The sequence below is a fragment of the Pseudoalteromonas galatheae genome (assembly GCF_005886105.2).
GTDB classification, from domain to species: domain Bacteria; phylum Pseudomonadota; class Gammaproteobacteria; order Enterobacterales; family Alteromonadaceae; genus Pseudoalteromonas; species Pseudoalteromonas galatheae.
In genome coordinates this window covers 1,645,145-1,663,362 of the sequence record NZ_PNCO02000001.1, presented here as the reverse complement: position 1 = coordinate 1,663,362, position 18,218 = coordinate 1,645,145, and the positions used below count along the sequence as shown (strand labels likewise).

At 43.4% G+C, this 18,218-nt stretch carries 15 protein-coding genes and 1 tRNA gene; 4 read left to right on the top strand and 12 right to left on the bottom strand.

Annotated features, from left to right (window positions below):
* Positions 1–9: 9 nt before the first annotated feature.
* Positions 10–1,002: a hypothetical protein gene (locus tag CWC29_RS07175; RefSeq protein ID WP_128728145.1), complete on the bottom strand. Its 993-nt coding sequence runs from the start codon at positions 1,000–1,002 to the stop codon at positions 10–12.
* Positions 1,003–1,330: 328 nt separating this feature from the next.
* Here CWC29_RS07175 and CWC29_RS07170 point away from each other — a divergent pair, with 328 nt between their 5' ends.
* Positions 1,331–2,290, top strand: a complete 960-nt coding sequence (locus CWC29_RS07170; RefSeq protein ID WP_128728146.1) for an integron integrase — start codon at positions 1,331–1,333, stop codon at positions 2,288–2,290.
* A 272-nt stretch (positions 2,291–2,562) separates the two neighbouring features.
* On the opposite strand, the gene CWC29_RS07165 is transcribed toward CWC29_RS07170, so the two are convergent.
* Positions 2,563–2,997: an AAA family ATPase gene (locus CWC29_RS07165; RefSeq protein WP_128728398.1), complete on the bottom strand. Its 435-nt coding sequence runs from the start codon at positions 2,995–2,997 to the stop codon at positions 2,563–2,565.
* Between the two features lie 228 nt (positions 2,998–3,225).
* Between CWC29_RS07165 and asnS the strand changes: the two genes are divergently transcribed.
* Complete coding sequence (gene asnS, locus CWC29_RS07160) at positions 3,226–4,623, top strand: asparagine--tRNA ligase (RefSeq protein ID WP_010379069.1); 1,398 nt, start codon at positions 3,226–3,228, stop codon at positions 4,621–4,623.
* 95 nt (positions 4,624–4,718) lie between these two features.
* On the opposite strand, the gene CWC29_RS07155 is transcribed toward asnS, so the two are convergent.
* The 9 genes from CWC29_RS07155 to trhO form a co-directional block, all read right to left on the bottom strand.
* Positions 4,719–5,333 (bottom strand): FKBP-type peptidyl-prolyl cis-trans isomerase, encoded by a 615-nt coding sequence (locus CWC29_RS07155; protein WP_010379072.1) that lies wholly within the window; start codon positions 5,331–5,333, stop codon positions 4,719–4,721.
* Between the two features lie 119 nt (positions 5,334–5,452).
* Complete coding sequence (locus CWC29_RS07150) at positions 5,453–5,836, bottom strand: hypothetical protein (RefSeq protein WP_010604797.1); 384 nt, start codon at positions 5,834–5,836, stop codon at positions 5,453–5,455.
* 53 nt (positions 5,837–5,889) lie between these two features.
* A tRNA-Ser gene (locus tag CWC29_RS07145) sits at positions 5,890–5,980 on the bottom strand.
* Positions 5,981–6,070: 90 nt separating this feature from the next.
* Positions 6,071–6,442, bottom strand: a complete 372-nt coding sequence (locus tag CWC29_RS07140; protein WP_010379077.1) for a hypothetical protein — start codon at positions 6,440–6,442, stop codon at positions 6,071–6,073.
* Positions 6,443–6,676: 234 nt separating this feature from the next.
* Complete coding sequence (locus CWC29_RS07135) at positions 6,677–9,727, bottom strand: efflux RND transporter permease subunit (protein ID WP_193554586.1); 3,051 nt, start codon at positions 9,725–9,727, stop codon at positions 6,677–6,679.
* 45 nt (positions 9,728–9,772) lie between these two features.
* Positions 9,773–10,810, bottom strand: coding sequence for an efflux RND transporter periplasmic adaptor subunit (locus tag CWC29_RS07130; protein ID WP_128728148.1), 1,038 nt, complete (start codon positions 10,808–10,810; stop codon positions 9,773–9,775).
* A gap of 204 nt (positions 10,811–11,014) precedes the next feature.
* Positions 11,015–12,025 (bottom strand): L-threonylcarbamoyladenylate synthase, encoded by a 1,011-nt coding sequence (locus CWC29_RS07125; RefSeq protein WP_128728149.1) that lies wholly within the window; start codon positions 12,023–12,025, stop codon positions 11,015–11,017.
* Between the two features lie 101 nt (positions 12,026–12,126).
* On the bottom strand, positions 12,127–13,509 hold the full coding sequence (locus CWC29_RS07120) for an NAD-dependent succinate-semialdehyde dehydrogenase (RefSeq protein WP_128728399.1): 1,383 nt from the start codon (positions 13,507–13,509) through the stop codon (positions 12,127–12,129).
* Between the two features lie 304 nt (positions 13,510–13,813).
* The gene (trhO, locus tag CWC29_RS07115) at positions 13,814–14,797 is read right to left on the bottom strand and encodes an oxygen-dependent tRNA uridine(34) hydroxylase TrhO (RefSeq protein ID WP_128728150.1); all 984 of its coding nucleotides are present in this window, start codon (positions 14,795–14,797) and stop codon (positions 13,814–13,816) included.
* Positions 14,798–15,005: 208 nt separating this feature from the next.
* On the opposite strand from trhO, the gene CWC29_RS07110 reads away from it, so the two are divergent.
* A complete protein-coding gene (locus CWC29_RS07110) occupies positions 15,006–16,337 on the top strand; it encodes a DEAD/DEAH box helicase (protein ID WP_128728151.1) in 1,332 nt (443 codons plus the stop codon).
* Between the two features lie 2 nt (positions 16,338–16,339).
* Positions 16,340–17,170 (top strand): CvfB family protein, encoded by an 831-nt coding sequence (locus tag CWC29_RS07105; protein ID WP_128728152.1) that lies wholly within the window; start codon positions 16,340–16,342, stop codon positions 17,168–17,170.
* A gap of 43 nt (positions 17,171–17,213) precedes the next feature.
* On the opposite strand, the gene CWC29_RS07100 is transcribed toward CWC29_RS07105, so the two are convergent.
* On the bottom strand, positions 17,214–18,095 hold the full coding sequence (locus tag CWC29_RS07100; protein ID WP_128728153.1) for a patatin-like phospholipase family protein: 882 nt from the start codon (positions 18,093–18,095) through the stop codon (positions 17,214–17,216).
* Positions 18,096–18,218: the final 123 nt, after the last annotated feature.

The window sequence follows — 18,218 nt, the reverse complement described above, 5'->3', positions numbered from 1 at the left end:
GCTACCCGATTAAACGCCAAAGTCACCAGACTTTAGCTGCTCCTTTGCTTTTCTCATTCCAGATAAAAAACCTTCAACCATATAGCCTGACACTTTGACGATTTTTTCTTTAGTACCAAAAAGTTTTAATTCAAAACCATCCCTGTGTTTATTCAAAAACTCCTCACTAATTGTAACTCCAACAGTCTCTGTTAATTTACAACCAAACATATCAGAGTTACTACAGTCTGTGTCAGTTGAAATCTTTACCACCTCATGGTTTACACCATCTGTGTCAATGGCATTAGAAATAAAGCCCCATTTATCGAAAAAAGTAAGGTCCACATAAAGCTGAACAAGTGATATTGATTGATCCTTGGCGTTTAATGACCCCCTGATAAGCATGTCGTCATAGTATGGCGTTTTTACTTTGAGTCTTTTCTCAAAACGGTCATACTCAATCACCGCATCCATGCTTTTTTTTGATAACGGTTCACTTCCATAAAACGCTAATACATCATCTTCATTAATTTTTGTACCATCTGTATTTACGATGCTAGATAATAAAGATTTAATAATGGTTCCACCACTCAGATAATAAATTGAGCAGTCTTCTGTCACTAGCTTAGATGAGAATGCTTTATCTCTTACATAAGGTATACCTTTTATATCATCTTCACTATATCTGTATTTGGAAAGATATGGCTGTCGTGACTTGACGTCTTCTTTAGTAACGAGCCCCGTGTCAACTATTTTGAACTTTTGAGAAGTCAAGGATGAGTAATTGCCTTTATCAAGCTGCCAGACCGTTTCCTTTTCGGAATCGTAGAAAAAGCTATTGGTTACATATTTTTTAAAGTCAGGAGCAATCAAATACGCTTTGCCAGTGATTTGGTCGAAACTACAACTTTTTGAATTTGTCGCAGCTATCGACTGGGTATTGCCAGTGTATGTTTTAGGCCCAGTAGTCTGACACCCAAGCAATGGAAAAACAGCCATTATCAAAATTCCAATTTTCTTCATCTATCTCTCCTAGAGGTTGTTAGCGTTTAACATTTTATTCGTGCACATGCGCGTTTACCTCGTTGGACCAGTGAAAATGCGCACAGTTAACTATCAGTATGCAAAGAACTTATCAGCATTCTGCTAAATATACCATCTGGAAAAATGCGCATGCGCGTTTCCCAAACCTATTATTTCAAATCGAAGATATATAACCTCATGATAAACAACAATATTTTTAATTTATTCATGCATAAACGCGCAAAAATTTTTTCATTATTTCCCTTGATATCCGAGAATTCCAGATAACACTGTATACATACACAGCAATATGGGCTAAGGAGTTATCATGAGTCTAAAAAGCCCATTTCTGAAAGGTCTTCAGGAAGAAATGCGTATGCGTGGTTACAGCATTAGAACAGAAAAAACCTACCTATATTGGATTAAGGCATTCATTAACTTTCACCACAAGCGTCACCCTGAAACAATGGGAACGGAAGAGGTTACACAATTTTTAACCTTCCTTACCAACCAACGAAATGTGGCTATCAACACACAAAAAATTGCACGTAACGCGTTAGCCTATTTGTATCAGAAGCATTTGCACCATGAGCTTGGGGATTTAGGTTTTTGCTATGCCACTAAACAAAGACATTTACCTACAGTGTTATCCCCATCAGAAATCTCACTAATACTAAATGAACTTGATGGCCGTGATAGACTAATAATAGAACTACTCTATGGTAGCGGACTAAGAGTTTCAGAATGCCTCAGGTTACGTATCCAAGATATTGATATTGATAGAGCTTCGCTGACCGTTAGAGACGGTAAAGGGCATAAAGATAGGCAAACCATCCTCAGCAATAGATGCTCAAAAAAGCTCACTACATATATTGAAATGGCTATTAAAATTCAACAGGATGACAACCTTCACGGGATAGGTCCATCTCTGCCAAATGCAGTAGAACGCAAGTATCCCAACGCGTTTAGGCAGCATGGGTGGATGTTTATTTTCCCTTCCAGCAATACTTGTATCAATCCTTATACAGGAACACTTTGCAGGCACCATTTACATCAAAGTGTTATTCGTAAAGCGCTCGAGAATGCCGTGCGTAATATTCAAATAAATAAACGCGTCACCTGCCATACGTTTAGGCATAGCTTCGCAACCCATTTGCTTAAAGCTGGTCGTGATATAAGAAGTGTTCAAGAATTACTGGGCCACAATGACGTTAGTACCACACAAATCTATACACATGTACTTGGCCAACATTTTGCAGGTACAACTAGCCCGTTAGACACTATATAAATGTCAGAGCCCTTTCGAAACTCACTAGCATTACTAAAATTGGGCCAACTGAAGCTAAAAAAGTTGGTCGCACATTCCACTGCTGAATCGAAATGGAGCAGGAATGAGTTGACTAACCGGCCGCTATGTAGAATGAAACTAACATTGACGACCGTCTCTTGTTTGCTCGAAGGCGAAGTCTAAACCCGCTCTTTTTAACTGTAAGATCGGATACGATACTACCCTGTTTAACATGCACGAGCGTTGTTAGGGTTGCTCGACCCTAAGCTTTATCACCATTCGAAAAGGTGGGCCATTTTTGAAATTGTTTTCAAGCCAATGCCATGGCTATTACGTTTGGCATATAAATGCTGTAGGGACTTATCTTTAATTTCACCAACAATGACTTCTTTCACTTGATAACCCATTGCCACAGCAGCTGACGCATAAGCAACAAACTCCCACTTCTTGATATTGGTGTTGTCTACAACGACCAAAGGGATATCTTCAGCTAAGGCATTAATAAACCGGGCTAAGTTTAAATTGTGATATTCTGAAAGGCGTTGTTTTTCAAAATGATACTCGCCGTTTTCATTAAGAAAATAATCATCGGTTGAACAGATAAAATACTGTGTTTCATCGCCGGAGACGAGATCGTCGGCTAGCGTTTGCGCATAATGCGATTTTCCAGAGCCAGGTAGACCCCTCAAAATAAAAACTTGTTTCATCGAGTTTTGAACGTCACTGTTAGTATTAATAAAGCTATTTTTATCATCGAACATTCATAATGCCACAGTCCGACTGTTTTTTCATGGCTTTTACTCATTCTTTTCAGCCCAGTTTTTTGCATTTCAGTGTTTTTTTATTTGTCCATCGCAGGTAAGATACGGCTTACATGACGATAAGACACTCTGTCTTTTAATTTACAAATAAAAAATAAATCATTTGGAGTAAAGATGAGCCACACAGCGATAACGGAGCTACTAGCAGGCACCGTTGCGGTTGACAGCCAAGTAACAGTAAAGGGCTGGATCCGTACACGACGTGATTCAAAAGCAGGTATTTCATTTCTAGCCGTTCATGACGGTTCTTGTTTTGACCCTATTCAAGCCGTAGTCCCTAATTCGCTGAATAATTATGACGAAGTGACTCGTCTTACTGCTGGGTGTTCAGTAGCGGTGACTGGTGTGCTTGTACAATCACAAGGTCAAGGTCAATCTTTTGAGATCCAAGCGAACAGCGTTGAGGTATTAGGCTGGGTTGAGAATCCAGATTCATACCCAATGGCTGCAAAACGCCACAGTATTGAATACTTACGCGAACATGCGCACCTTCGCCCTCGCACTAATGTTATGGGCGCGGTTACGCGTGTACGTAACTGTCTTGCGCAAGCTATTCACCGTTTTTATCATGAGCGTGGCTACCAGTGGATCAGCACGCCTATCATTACCGCAAGTGACTGTGAAGGCGCAGGCGAGATGTTCCGTGTATCTACACTTGATATGAACAACCTACCACGCACAGACAAAGGCGATGTAGACTATTCAGAAGACTTTTTTGGTAAAGAAGCATTCTTGACCGTATCTGGTCAGCTTAACGGTGAAACATACGCGAGTGCCCTTTCAAAAATCTATACTTTTGGTCCAACATTCCGTGCTGAAAACTCAAACACTTCTCGTCACTTAGCAGAGTTTTGGATGGTTGAGCCTGAAGTGGCATTCGCCGACCTTAACGACATCGCAGCGCTTGCAGAAGACATGTTGAAGTATGTGTTTAAAGCAGTACTTGATGAACGTCGTGATGATATGGAGTTTTTCGCACAGCGCATCGAAAAAGATGCCATTACTCGCCTAGAATCATTCATCGATAAAGACTTTGCTCAGGTAGATTACACAGACGCTATCGAAATTCTAAAAGCATGTGATAAAGAGTTTGAATTCCCTGTTGAGTGGGGCGTCGACTTACAATCAGAGCACGAACGTTACCTTGCTGAAGTACACTTTAACGCACCAGTAGTTATCAAAAACTACCCTCGTGATATCAAAGCATTCTACATGCGCCAAAACGAAGACGGTAAAACCGTTGCCGCTATGGACGTCGTTGCGCCTGGTATTGGTGAAATCATTGGTGGCTCACAGCGTGAAGAGCGTTTAGATGTGCTAGATGCGCGTCTTGAAGAGATGGGCTTAAACAAAGAAGATTACAGCTGGTACCGTGACCTACGTAAGTATGGAACAGTGCCTCACTCAGGCTTTGGCCTTGGCTTTGAGCGCTTGGTTGCTTATGTTACTGGCATGGGCAACGTACGTGACGTTATTGCCTTCCCTCGTACTAAAGGCAGTGCGACTTACTAAAGTCTTGTCGAACAGCCAAAGTTGTGTTCTCAGCAGCTTTGGCTAAACGCAAAAAGGCCTTCATTGAGAAGGCCTTTTTTGATCACACGATACTATTATAAAACTTCTAGTAGCTCTACGTCGAAAATTAGCGTTGAGAAAGGTGCGATTGCAGCACCTGCACCACGCTCGCCGTATGCAAGCTCATGCGGTACGTATAGACGCCATTTAGAACCTGCAGGCATCATTTGAAGTGCTTCAGTCCAACCTTTGATCACGCCATTTACTGGGAATTCAGCTGGTTGGCCGCGCTCGTAAGAGCTGTCAAAAGTCGTACCGTTGATTAGAGTACCGTGGTAATGAACGCGTACTTTTGAATCTTCAACAGGCTTATCGCCTTCGCCAGTTTCAACTACTTCATACTGAAGACCTGACTCAGTTACTGTTACTTCAGCACGTTTCGCATTTTCTTCTAGAAATGCAACACCTTCAGCAGCTAACACTTTAGCTTCTTCTTCACGACGCTGTTGGATCTCAGCATTGATCTTCTCAAATGCCGCTTGAATTTCAGGGATCTCAACGCGGAAGCTGTCACCAGCATAAGCGTCTTTCATACCTTCGAATACAGAGTTAAGGTTTAGACCTTCAAAAGGGTTTGCTTTAAGTTGCTCCCCCATTTGTAAACCAATACCGTAACTCGCTTTATCTGCGTCTGTGTTGAATTGAGACATAGTCTTTCCATATTTTTTATTAACAAGAATCTTAGATTGTATCACAGCCAAAATAGGCAAGATACCGGAGCTGCTTGATTATCAAGCAGTCAAGCTATTCGTCGGACACAAAAAAACCGCTAACTAGCGGCTTTCTCTTCGGCATATTGTTTGAGTTTTTTCATTACAAAGGTTGCAAATGGCAGCAATAATACAAGACCAATATTAAGCTCATCACTGTACTCTCCCAAGCTACCAACAAAGTAGTGTCCAAATCCAACCACACCAAATAATGCAATAACCACACTGGCGATTTCTGGCCAAGATTTTTCATATTTAGTGATCAGATGGCCAACAAGGCAATTGAATAAAAAAACATGCAGCAGCGTCATTGTGATATCAGGGTCTTGTTGCGAATCAATCGACAACGTTAGCGCCATATTTAGACCACTAAGATAAAAATAACTAAATACAATCCAAATAGAACTATGTTTTATTATTGCCATGTTACTAGCCGCAGACATACACGCCTCCAAACGAAAAAAACCGCCATTTGGAGGCGGTTTTGGGAATGAGGTGGCGGAGAGATAGGGATTTGAACCCTAGATACGCTATTAACGTATGCCGGTTTTCAAGACCGGTGCTTTCAACCACTCAGCCATCTCTCCGTTGTTGGCGCGCATTTTATGGAGTTATCCATCGGTTGTAAAGCACTATTTCAATTTTTGCATTCAAAAGCGCAAATAATAGCCGAATAATCAATAATATTGCTTTGGCCTTTTGGCAATGTAAGCAAAAATACAACTGGCGATAACCATTGCTATCACGATTATCCCTGAATCAATCATGCCAATGACTGCATTTTTTGCAGGCAGCACTTTTTCAATGATAACCGGAATAGATGAAAACAACACTACGGTACTGAGCACTTTGAATGCTCTGGAAAAATCAAATCGCTTGGTGTAACTCATCCATGTTGTTAGTAATCCTAATACCAAGATAGGCGCTAATAGCCCCATCCATATCTCACTGGTATAACTCGATAATGCAACGGTTGCCGTGCATCCTATCAAGCTCCAAATAATCCAGGCGGTCCAATTTTCCCGTTCTTTTAAAAATAAATTACCCATGACACATCTTCTTTCAATTAGCTTGTTATTTTTATTATTGTTATAGAAAACAGGATTTACTGTCTTAGAGTAGCAAACATAATGGCTATAAAACAACCACATCGGTTGTGACAGTTTAAATAATGAAAAGTTCAACAAAAAGTATCAAAGAATGTGTTACCACAACATTAATCGTTGTATAAAAAAAGCGCAGCTATTGCTGCGCTCAACTTACTTTATTTTTAACGGGGGAATTTAACTTTCAGCTTTATCAAGTTCATCCACTAATAATTTGGTTTCATCCGCCCTCGGTTTCGTAAATCTCGCTAAACCGAGATAAACGACAGGTGTGAGGTAAAGCGTAAAGAAAACCGCTAAGCCTAAACCGCCAAATACAACCCAGCCGATTGCATTTCTCGACTCTGCACCTGCGCCAACCGATAAAATCAACGGTAAAGCACCGAGTAATGTAGATACCAAGGTCATCATGATAGGACGCAAACGGATCACCGCGGCTTCTTCAACAGCTTGTCTTACTGACCGTCCTTTATCACGTAATTGATCTGCGAACTCAACTAACAAAATGGCATTTTTAGCAATTAAGCCAATCAACATCACTAAGCCGATTTGCGAATATATGTTTAGCGAAGTTCCAGTAAGATACAGCGCCAATATGGCAGAGGTGATCCCAAACGGAACTGTGATCATCACGACAACGGCACTGTTTACACTTTCAAATTGCGCAGCAAGTACGAGCAACACAATCAAGAACGCCAGCACGTAAGTAAGTAACACTTCATTGGCCGTTTCTTCAAACGTTAAGGCTTCCCCTTTAAACGCCAGCGTCACGCTGTCAGGTAAACTCTGATCTGCCAGCGTTCGTAATTTTTCAACCACTTCTGCCATAGGCATGTCTTCTGGCTGTTTCATATCCAGCTCGATACTACGACGCTGTGCGTGGCGTTCAAGCTCAGCAGCTACGCCCTCTTCGACAATAACGGCGAGGCTACTTAGCGGAACTAACGCACCAGTGCGGCTGCCAACATAAAGGTTAGCCAAATCACTTGGATCTCTGATGGTATGGTTTTGAGCCTGCAGCATAATTGGTATGGATTGGTCGCCAACATTCAAATCAGCAACATCATCGCCATTAATCGCCGCCCTAAGCGTCGTTGAGATATCACTCAAACTAACGCCAAGCTCTTCTGCTCTTCTGCGGTCAATGTTTACGCGCAGCTGAGGTTGTGAGGGTTGATAAGAGATTTGTACCGGAGCCACGTCTGGCATTTCTTTTTCAACCAAAGCCGCAAATTGTTGCGCTGCTTTAAAAATCTCTAAATAGTCATTACCAAGTAGCGCAAGCTCGATACCACCACCTTGGCCTCTTAGGTTTAAGCTATTTGCTCCAAAGGCACGCGCAGGCGCACCGGGTATATTACCAAGCGGTCCTCTGATCTTATCGATAATTTCCTGTTGCGAGAAATGACGCTCATCCCAATGCTTTAATGGCACAGTGATAAATACAATATTGGGATCCCACTGACCAACAACCGTATAGATTGACTCTATTTCTCCGCTTTCTACAAAGGGTAATAAAATGTCTTCCATTTGTTTGGCCTGTCTATCCATAAAGTTAAGACCAACACCGTCAGGCCCTCTTGCGAAAATGCGAATTTTACCTCTGTCTTCAGATGGCAAAAGTTCATTATCCAATTGCGAATAGAGCGCACCAGATAAACTCGCAATAACCACAAATACACCAAAAGTTAGCCATGCATGGTCAAGCACCCAGTGGATCGTACCGCGATACATTTCTGCGAGTTTCACACCAATACTCGAAAACAAGTGCTTTTTGCTATCTTGCTTTACTTTTAACTTAGACGTTAATGCTGGCACCAATGACAGTGCCACAAATGAAGAAATAATCACGGCACCAGCTAACACGCCACCAAACTCCCTGAACAGTCGGCCCGCAGTTGAGGGTAAAAAGGCGATCGGTACGAATACCGCAGCAAGTACTGCGGTTGTCGCAACTACAGCAAAGAAGACTTCTCTTGTCCCAAGTACTGCCGCAGCGCGACGACCTATCCCTTCGCCACGACGACGCTGAATATTCTCACTAACAACAATCGCATCATCGACGATAAGTCCAGTGGCCAACACCAGTGCTAGCAAGGTTAAAATGTTAACAGAGAAGCCAAGCGCCCAGATAAGCGCCAAAGAGCCGATAAGCGCGACCGGGATCGCAAAAGCTGGAATAAGCGTCGCACGCCACGAGCCAATAAATACCCAAAGCGTGAATACCACCAGCAATATGGTTATCACTAAGGAGCTCAAGACTTCATCTACGGATGAGCGAATAAACTGTGCATCATCGGAGGTGACGAATAGCTCCAGATCTGGAAAGCGTACTTTTATCTTATCAACTAGCTGCAGCACTTCGTCTGAGATTTCAATGGTATTGGACTGTGCTTGGCGAATGATCTCAAGCCCAATTACAGGCTCTCCGTCGAGTCTCACCATAGAACGAGGATCGGCCGGTCCAAAATACACAGAGGCAATATCCCCCACCCGAGTCTCACCACGAATGATGATATCACTCACCTGCTCAGCGGTTACAGAAGTGGCATCGGCACGGACAATCAGCTGTTGATCGTTCGACTTTAAACTGCCGGCGGGCACATCAAACGGGGCTTGTCTTAGCGCCGCAGCTACATCTGGAACGGTTAGATTAAAGCTTGTCAGTTTTAAGGGATCAAGTCTTACGCGCAGCACCCGCTCTCTATCGCCGTTCAGGCGCACATCGGCCACGCCTGGAATAGTTAAAAACTGCGGCGCTAAGTCTTTTTCTACTCGCTCGGTCAATCCTTCAAGTGTTAAAGAGGCACTACTTACAGTTAAAGACACCACGGCTTCTGCATCATTATCCGCTTTAATAATGGACACCCGTTCAACTTCTTCAGGTAGCTCTCTTTGTACTCGAGAAACGGATTCGCGTGTTTCGTTGGCTGCATCATCTAAATTGATGCCCGGACGAAATTCAACAACAATCCTCGCATTATTTTCTTCACTTTGTGCACGAATGCTCTTTACACCACTGACGCGCGCGACTGCGCCTTCTAACTTACTCGTGACTTCGGTGTCGACAGTTTCAGGCGAGCCGCCAGGAAACGATGCGGACACCGTTAAACGCGGCCTATCTACATCGGGCAGTTCACGAACTTCAACGCCGGCAAGAGCAGCAATACCTGCAATAATAATCAATAAATTTAATACAACGATTAATACCGGACGGCGAATTGCCATCGACGGTAAATCTTGTAACTGTGGTAACTCCGGTTTAGTCACGATTTATTCCTTCGCCAGTGCATTCGTCACCGCAATTTCTTGCCCAGGACGAAGACGTTGCACCCCTTCTACAACTAATAACTCTCTTGCAGCCAAATCGCCTGATACCAGCAATTTACCCGGCAAACGCTGTTGGATTTTCACATCAATACGCTTAGCTTTACCATCTACTTCTTTCCATACATAAGGACCTGTTGCGCCCCAAAGTAATGCAGCTTCAGGAATAACGGCAAACTCTTCACCTAATACCGTTAGCGATACTCTAAAGCTCATTCCAGGCAAAAAACGATCATTGCGGTTTTCAAAGATGGCTTTGATTTTTAGTGTGCGGGCTGTTGGGTCTATTCTAGAGTCCATTTGCGCTATCTTTGCGTCTATCCGTGTTGAATTATCATTCCAAGGTGTCAGTAGCACGCTATCGGTCGATTTAAGCATGCCATACGCCGATTCCGGTGCCGCAAATTGAACATACAACTTATCAAAATTATCGATACTCGCAATCGCGGTTTGGGTGGTAATGCGATCTCCAACCTCAACGTCGGTGAGTCCCATTACGCCAGAAAAAGGGGCGATCACTTGGCGGTCTTCTAATTCATTCTCAGCTTGGATCAAGGCGACCTTTGCTAAGTCTCTGTCCGTTACCGCTTTATCTAATTCATTAATTGGGACGGCACCGCGCTTTTGACTATCAGTTAGGCGGTCGACGGTGCGCTGCGCATCTGCAAGACGAATTTTAGCTTCTTCAAGCGCCGCTTTTTGGCGGCGTGAGTCTAGCTCCAATAGCAAAGTACCCGCTTTAACCTCATCGCCCGGTTTAAAATGTACCGCAGTCACCCTATCACCAATCGCGGGATACAAAATAACCGATTGAATAGCTTCAGCATTACCTACAGCCTGAATTTGCTGGCTACTGCTTTCAAATTGAATAGGCTCTGCAATCACTTGCGAAGGTTTCGCCAAAGCGGCATTAGTTATCAGCATAGTGGCCGTAAAAACCACCAAGCGCGTTACTTTACACATATTAACCTTAATAATTTCCATTGTTCTTAGCTATATTTGAGTGTAACAGTTAATCACTCACATCAAGATAAACTATTCGATAACACACAGTATAAGTGCGATGAGATGCAGTATGCCTTGCAGCGTTTCAAAGGCAAGATAAGCTCATGTAAAGTAAGGTAAAGTTATGTAAAGATTGAGGGAGAGGGAGAGTGAGGCGCGATAAACTACCGCGCCAAATCATGACTATTGTGCGGCCGCGCGCATCAGTCTATCGTTAACATCGCGCCACTCGGGCGCAGTTGGTGGTGCTTCCAACAAAATCTCGGTTGCACTTGATTGATCCAACTGATGTAACCCGTGATAAAGGCCCTGCGCATATTTGGCTTTGTCAGCACCAAGTTTGAGATCCACCAGCTCGTTGTTTGCTGAATTCTCAGAGAGCATTCGCTCAATTTGCGATGAATAATACAATACACCGGTATTCGCTTCGCACTGGCCGCATAGGCGAGCAACTAACTCTTCCGTTGACAACAGGGTGAGCGGTTTGCTTGGTTGATAATGGGCTTTTACGTTACCAGGGACTGCTACAGTGTGTACATCAGGCTCATCCACTTCAATATTGAGCACCGCTTCAAGTGCAGCTTTAGTAATAGGGCCTGCTCGCAAGATCCTCGGTGTGGCTGAAGATATATCGACAATAGTAGACTCAAGTCCCACTTCACATGGGCCGCCGTCTAACACAGCTGCTATCTTTCCCGACAATCCAAACAATACTTGTTCGGCGGTGGTTGGACTAATTTTTTTATAAGGGTTAGCAGAAGGCGCAGCAAGCCCGGAGTTAATGTGCTGTAATAATGCTAGCATTGCAGGATGATTTGGCACACGTATACCCACGGTTGGGTGGCCGCCTGTCACTATGTCGCTCACATGTGCTTGCTTTTTGGCAACGATCGTCAGTGGTCCCGGCCAAAACGCATCAGCTAAAGCGTCAAAATAGTCAGGTAATGTTTCCACCCACTCAGTGACCAAAGACTTGTCAGCGAGGTGTACGATTAGCGGGTGATCAGCTGGGCGTCCTTTTGCTGCAAAGATTTTTTTAACCGCATCGGGTTGCTTTGCATCTGCTGCTAAGCCATAAACGGTTTCTGTTGGAACCGCAACAAGTTGACCATCACGTGCAAGTTCAGCTGCTTGCGCCACTGCGCTTGGATCAGTTGCCAATAAATGTAAGGTTGTTAAGCTCGCTTCGCCCACGTGTCTTTCTCGCTGTAAAAAATGGACGCGAATTATAACCAATTTAAAATGCAAAGAGCCAGTATTACTGGCTCCAGCATAAAAACTAGGATCGGTTTGCGTTATTCAGCGCTTGCGACCATTACGGTTTTCACGTTAACAAACTCTTTTATCCCAAAGCCACCATGCTCTCTACCATAGCCACTGTCTTTAACACCACCAAACGGCAAATTTGGTTGTGCCAGCGAATAGCCATTAATATTCACCATGCCAGTGTCAAACTCCTTAATAGCGAGTTCTGTTGCACGTTGGGTGTCTTCTGAAAAAATGCCGCCACCTAAACCATAGCGTGAATCATTGGCTACCATCATTGCCTCAGCCTCATCATTCACACGAATTAGCGACGCCACAGGGCCAAACAATTCATCATCATAAGCTGGCATACCGGGTTTAACGTCTTCCAAAATGGTGACTGGATAATAAAAGCCTTGTTGTTTCGGAATTTCTCCACCGAGCGTACAAGTCGCTCCAGCCTCAACGGACGCTTCAACTTGTTGGTGTAATTCATCACGTAAGTCTTTGCGCGCCATAGGCCCTAAGTCGGTGTCTGCTGCGGTAGGATCTCCCACCTTAAGCTGCTTAAAGCCAGCCACAAAAGCCTCTCTAAATTGATCATAAATCTCATCAACGATAATAAAGCGCTTCGCGGCAACACAGGTTTCACCGTTGTTGACAATACGACCTTGAATACACGCCGACACCGCTTTGTTAATATCAGCATCTGCCAGCACCACAAAGGCATCGTTACTGCCAAGCTCTAGGACAGTTTTTTTAGAAAGCTCAGCAGCTTGTTTGGCAACTTGTTTACCTACTTTATCGCTTCCGGTAAATGTAACACCGCGAATATGTGGGTTTTTTATCAACTCGCTTGCTGTCTCGCCGTCAATTAATAGTGACTGGTAGCAACCTTTTGGAAAGCCTGCCTCTAAATACAACTCTTCAATTAATTTAGCCATACCAAATACATTTGAGGCATGTTTCATGACCGTGGTATTGCCCGCCATCACGTTTGAAACACTGTATCTGATAACCTGATAAAGTGGAAAGTTCCAAGGTTGTATTCCTAAGATCACGCCTATTGGTTGATAAGTGATAATGGCATGTCCCTGCTCAAATACCCGATGCTCATCCTGTAATTCTTTTTCGCCATGCTCGGCGGTATATCGGCAAATTTCAGCACACAAGGAAACTTCCTGTTCACCCTGCTCCGTCACTTTGCCCATTTCCTCGGTCATCAGTGAAACTAACTTGGATTTATTTTGCTCAATTAAATCAGCAAGCCTGTTTAGCTTTTGCGCTCTTTGCGTGAATGTGGTTTTCTTCCAAAATGAATAACAGTCATTGGCTAAGTCCACCGCCTTTTGCGCCTCATCCAAACCCATTAAAGTATATTCGTTAACGGGTTGCTCTGTCGCAGGATTAATTGTGGTTACCGTGTTTGACATCATAAAGCTCCTTCGAAAAGTTTAACGGCGTAAATCAATTTGTAGATTTACAACGATAGCCTTTGAATAAGCAAGGAAGGCACCAATCTGAGAATAATGAATATCCCATTGATTATTATGAATTAATTTAATTGCAGAATTAGATTTCGAAGAATTTGAAAACGGGAATTAGAAAAGGCTACACACTTAATATGAAAAGTTTGCAAAGCAAATGGCGCTTGCGCAAACAGCTGGCAGTGAAAGGTTTGGCAGAGAAAAGGGACCAACCGGTCCCTTTATTATGTATTCTTAGTACAATGCGCCTTTAGCGCTTTTGACGTTGCGCTTCTTTTTGCGCTAGCTTTTCTTCTTTGCGCTTACGAATAGCATCCTGTGCTTCATGGCCGATATGACCTTCGCCGCGTTGTTTAGCCAGCTCAATTTGCTTTTGACGCTCAGCAAATCGTGCAATTTGCTCTTCTGTTAGGTCTTTATGGCAGTGGTGACAAGACACCCCTTCCATATATTCTTCAAGTTGCTTCTCTGCTTCCGTGATTGGCATACGGCAAGCATGGCATTGATCATAAGACCCTTTGTTCAAGTCATGATCAACAGCAACACGGTTATCAAAGACAAAGCACTCACCTTCCCACATGGTTTCTTCTTTTGGCACATCTTCCAAGTATTTAAGAATACCGCCTTCCAAGTGGTAAACCTCTTCGAAGCCTTGCTCTTTCATATACGCTGTTGATTTTTCACAGCGGATCCCGCCAGTACAGAACATCGCCACTTTTTTGTGTTTTTCTGGGTTTAAGTTATTTTGCGCCCACTCAGGGAATTCACGGAAAGTCTTGGTTTTAGGATCGATGGCATTTTTGAACGTACCGATCTCGATTTCATAGTCGTTACGCGTATCAACGAGTACAACGTCAGGGTCTGAAATCAATGCATTCCAATCTTGTGGTTTTACGTACGTACCAACCACTTCTTTTGGGTCTATACCTTGTACACCCATGGTCACGATTTCTTTCTTAAGCTTTACTTTAGTGCGGTAGAAAGGGCAAGTTTCATCGAACGACTCTTTATAAACGATGTTATCAAGGCCTGGTTGTTTGTATAACCATGCCAGTAGCGCGTCAATGCCTTCACGTTTACCGGCAACGGTACCATTGATACCTTCTTCTGCAAGTAATAACGTACCGCGAACTTCATTCGCTTCCATCACATCGTGAAGTGGCTGTCTTATCTCTTGATAGTTAGGTAAAGAGACAAACTTGTACATAGCACAAACAACGTATTGTTCTGACATTGTATTTTCCTAGATTTAAGCTTTGATTAGCTTACACATTAAGCATGACGATGTGTAAAGCACGAAAACCGAGTCGCAAACCCGGCGCTGAGGCGCGTATTTTACGGATTTTTGATTAAAATGCAAAAAACACAAATTCTATATCCGATAGCGTCTATGCTTTGGTATAATCTCGTGTTTTTAAAATTCAAGACTTGGAGAAATTGACTTGAGATTCACTGAACTTGGGATAGATACGCGCCTAGAACAACAACTGGCTCACCAAGGGATCACGGAACCGACCGAGATCCAAGCGCATGCCATCCCAACGGCTCTAGCTGGCCACGATGTTTTTGCGCAGTCTAAAACAGGCTCTGGCAAAACCCTAGCCTTCTTGCTGCCTGCCGTACAGCGTGTAATGAAACAAAAAGCGCTAAGCAAACGCGATCCTCGCGTTGTTATCGTAGCCCCAACTCGTGAACTCGCGACTCAAGTGTTCTCTGAGTGTCGTGCACTGTGTGCTGGCACTAATATTCAAGTCTGTAAGATTTTGGGTGGTGAAAACTACAATGATCAGGTAAAAGCGCTACGCCGCGACCCACATTTTGTGGTGGGTACTCCTGGTCGTATTGCCGATCACGTTGAAAATCGCTCATTATTTTTAGGTGGTCTTGAGCTGCTTATTTTTGATGAAGCAGATCGTATGTTTGACCTTGGCTTTGAAAAACAGTTAGACGTCATTAATGACTCTGCAGATCACCGCCAAAGACAAACGCTGCTATTTTCAGCTACGCTAGATCATACACAAGTAGAAGCTTCGTCACGTCAATTACTTAAATCGCCAAAGCGCATTATGTTGAGCAATGCCCATCAGCAGCATGAAGACATTAAGCAAGCGCTCTATTTTGCCGATCATTTAGATCATAAAGAAGCACTGCTTAAACACTTCATCACACAGGATGACGTAGGACAGTGCATTATCTTTACCGCAACCCGTGGCGACACAGACCGATTAAGCAAACTGCTAAATGAGATGTCGATTAAAGCGGTATCGTTGTCGGGCGATATGCCACAAAATAAGCGGTTAGACATTATGGAAAGCTTCAGCCGTGGGATCTATAAAGTGCTGGTTACCACAGACGTTGCCTCTCGTGGTCTCGATTTGCTCTCCGTTACCCATGTTATGAATTTTGACTTGCCTAAGCAGGCAGAAGAATATGTCCACCGTATCGGTCGTACAGGACGTGCTGGGTTTAAAGGCACTGCGATTTCATTTGTTGGCCCTAAAGATTGGGATAGCTATGTGGCAATCAAAAACTACCTTGATGAGCCACTACGTTTTGAAGAAGTCTCTGGTCTTGTTGGTAAATTCAAAGGACTTAAGCAAAAACCACAGCAGAGTAAAAATCGCCCTGCTGCGTCTACACCAAAGCAAACAAGTAAACCTAAGAAAAAGCCGGTGAAAAAATCACAACCGAGAAAAGTGGTCCCGCCACCGATTGATATTGACGGTACTATGCCGATGCGTCGTAAACCAAAACCACAAACTGACGAGGAATAACCATGTTAGGTCAAATCAAAATGTTAACCATTGAAGAGCTTACCGCGGAAGGCGCTTATTTAAACGGTGGTGAGCTTGGTGATGTGTTTCTTCCTCGAACAGAAGTGCCAAAGCATACCGAAGAAGGGGATTCTGTCGAAGTATTTATCTATTTAGATAACTTGGGACACGCAACGGCAACAACCAAAAAGCCACTTGCACAAGTCGGCGAATTTGCCCTGCTTCGCGTAAAAGAGATCAATAAGGTTGGTGCTTTTATGGATTTGGGCATAGATAAAGACGTGCTTGCCCCATACAATGAACAAAAACCAAAAATGCGCGATGGTTACAGCTATTTAGTGAAGTTGTATCTCGATAACGCCAGTAAACGCATTTGTGCCTCTAGTGCGCTGGGTAAGTTTTTAGGTAAATCAAAAGCCGAGTACGAAAAGTTCGAAGAAGTAGACCTAATCGTCGCGGCAAAAACCGATCTTGGCTACAAAGTGATCGTCAATGAAAAACATTTTGGATTGGTCTTTTTCAATGATGTATTTAAGCGCATGTATATCGGTCAGCGCATGAAAGGCTTTGTAAAAGCGGTTCATGACGAAGATAAGATTGATATCGTGTTAGAAAAGCCAGGTATTGGTAAAGTAAAAGACCTTGCGGAAATCATTTATAGCAAGCTCGAAGAAAGTGGCGGTTATTTACCGCTGGGCGATAAGTCAGATCCTGACGCCATCAAGCGTACTTTCTCTACCTCTAAAGCTAACTTTAAAAAAGCCATCGGTGGTTTATTCAAAGATGGCCGAATTGATATCGAAGCGACTTCTATTTCAATTCGCAAGTCTTAAGCACAAGCAAATAACAAGCAAGTCTCAACCTGAGACTTGCTTGTTACATTACACTTACTTCAAGCATATCACGCCATTTATCTACTGCTTTTAATCCCAGTTCAAATCCCAATTTATAATCAGATTTTAAGGTTTCAGGGCTTGAGCCTAAAATCATGGATTCCAATGGTCTACTGGGCGCTATTTGAATGACGTTAACATCCTCAGGTGGTGAATTCATAAAGTTAACCGCATCGGCATAGCGGCTTTGATAGTGATGATACATTTCGAACATTCGAGGAGATTGATTAACCCGCCGCATGATTGGCTTTAAGCGCTCAAGCACTGGCATTTTGCCGTCGTCATGTGCCTCTATGGTTCTGATCACCCAAATCGTCTTTGCCCCTTGACTGTGTGCCCAGCGTACAGGTAAGGGGTCGGCCACGCCACCATCCATCATACCGTGACCTGCAACTTTAACGCCTGGACGATATAAAAAAGGGATTGCACTAGAAGCCTTTAAATGGGTAAACATATTATCGTGCCAGGTATGCAAATAATGTGGTTCAAGCGAGTCGAGGTGACTTGCAACCGCATAAAAATTGCTCTCAGGTGTGAGATAGTTAGGCTCGGTAGGAAACCGTACTTTGCCACTGTGCTCTACTTGTTGAAAATACCAGTCCAAGTCAATAACGTTCCCACCGGTAAAAAATCGGGCAGGACGGAAAAACTGCTGCTCTGTTGTCAGGGATTCGATAGCGGTTTGCGCATATTGGCTTGCGCGAGCGCAGTAAGCCGCGAGATTTTGTGCGCCCGCTGAAACACCGACTTTTAAATCAAAAGGCGTAAATTTTTTCTCAAGAAAAGCATCAAGCACGCCCGCTGTAAAAATGCCTTTTTGACCTCCGCCCTCCGCGATAATTGCAGAGCGTATGTTATTTGTCATGTTGTGCTCTATTTGCCATGTAAACCTGTACACATCTTATTTCTTTGTGGGCAAAGAGCGTAAATTTCAAGCTTTCATGGCACTTAGCAATTAAAAATGCCCTGCTGAACAGAAACGTTCAAG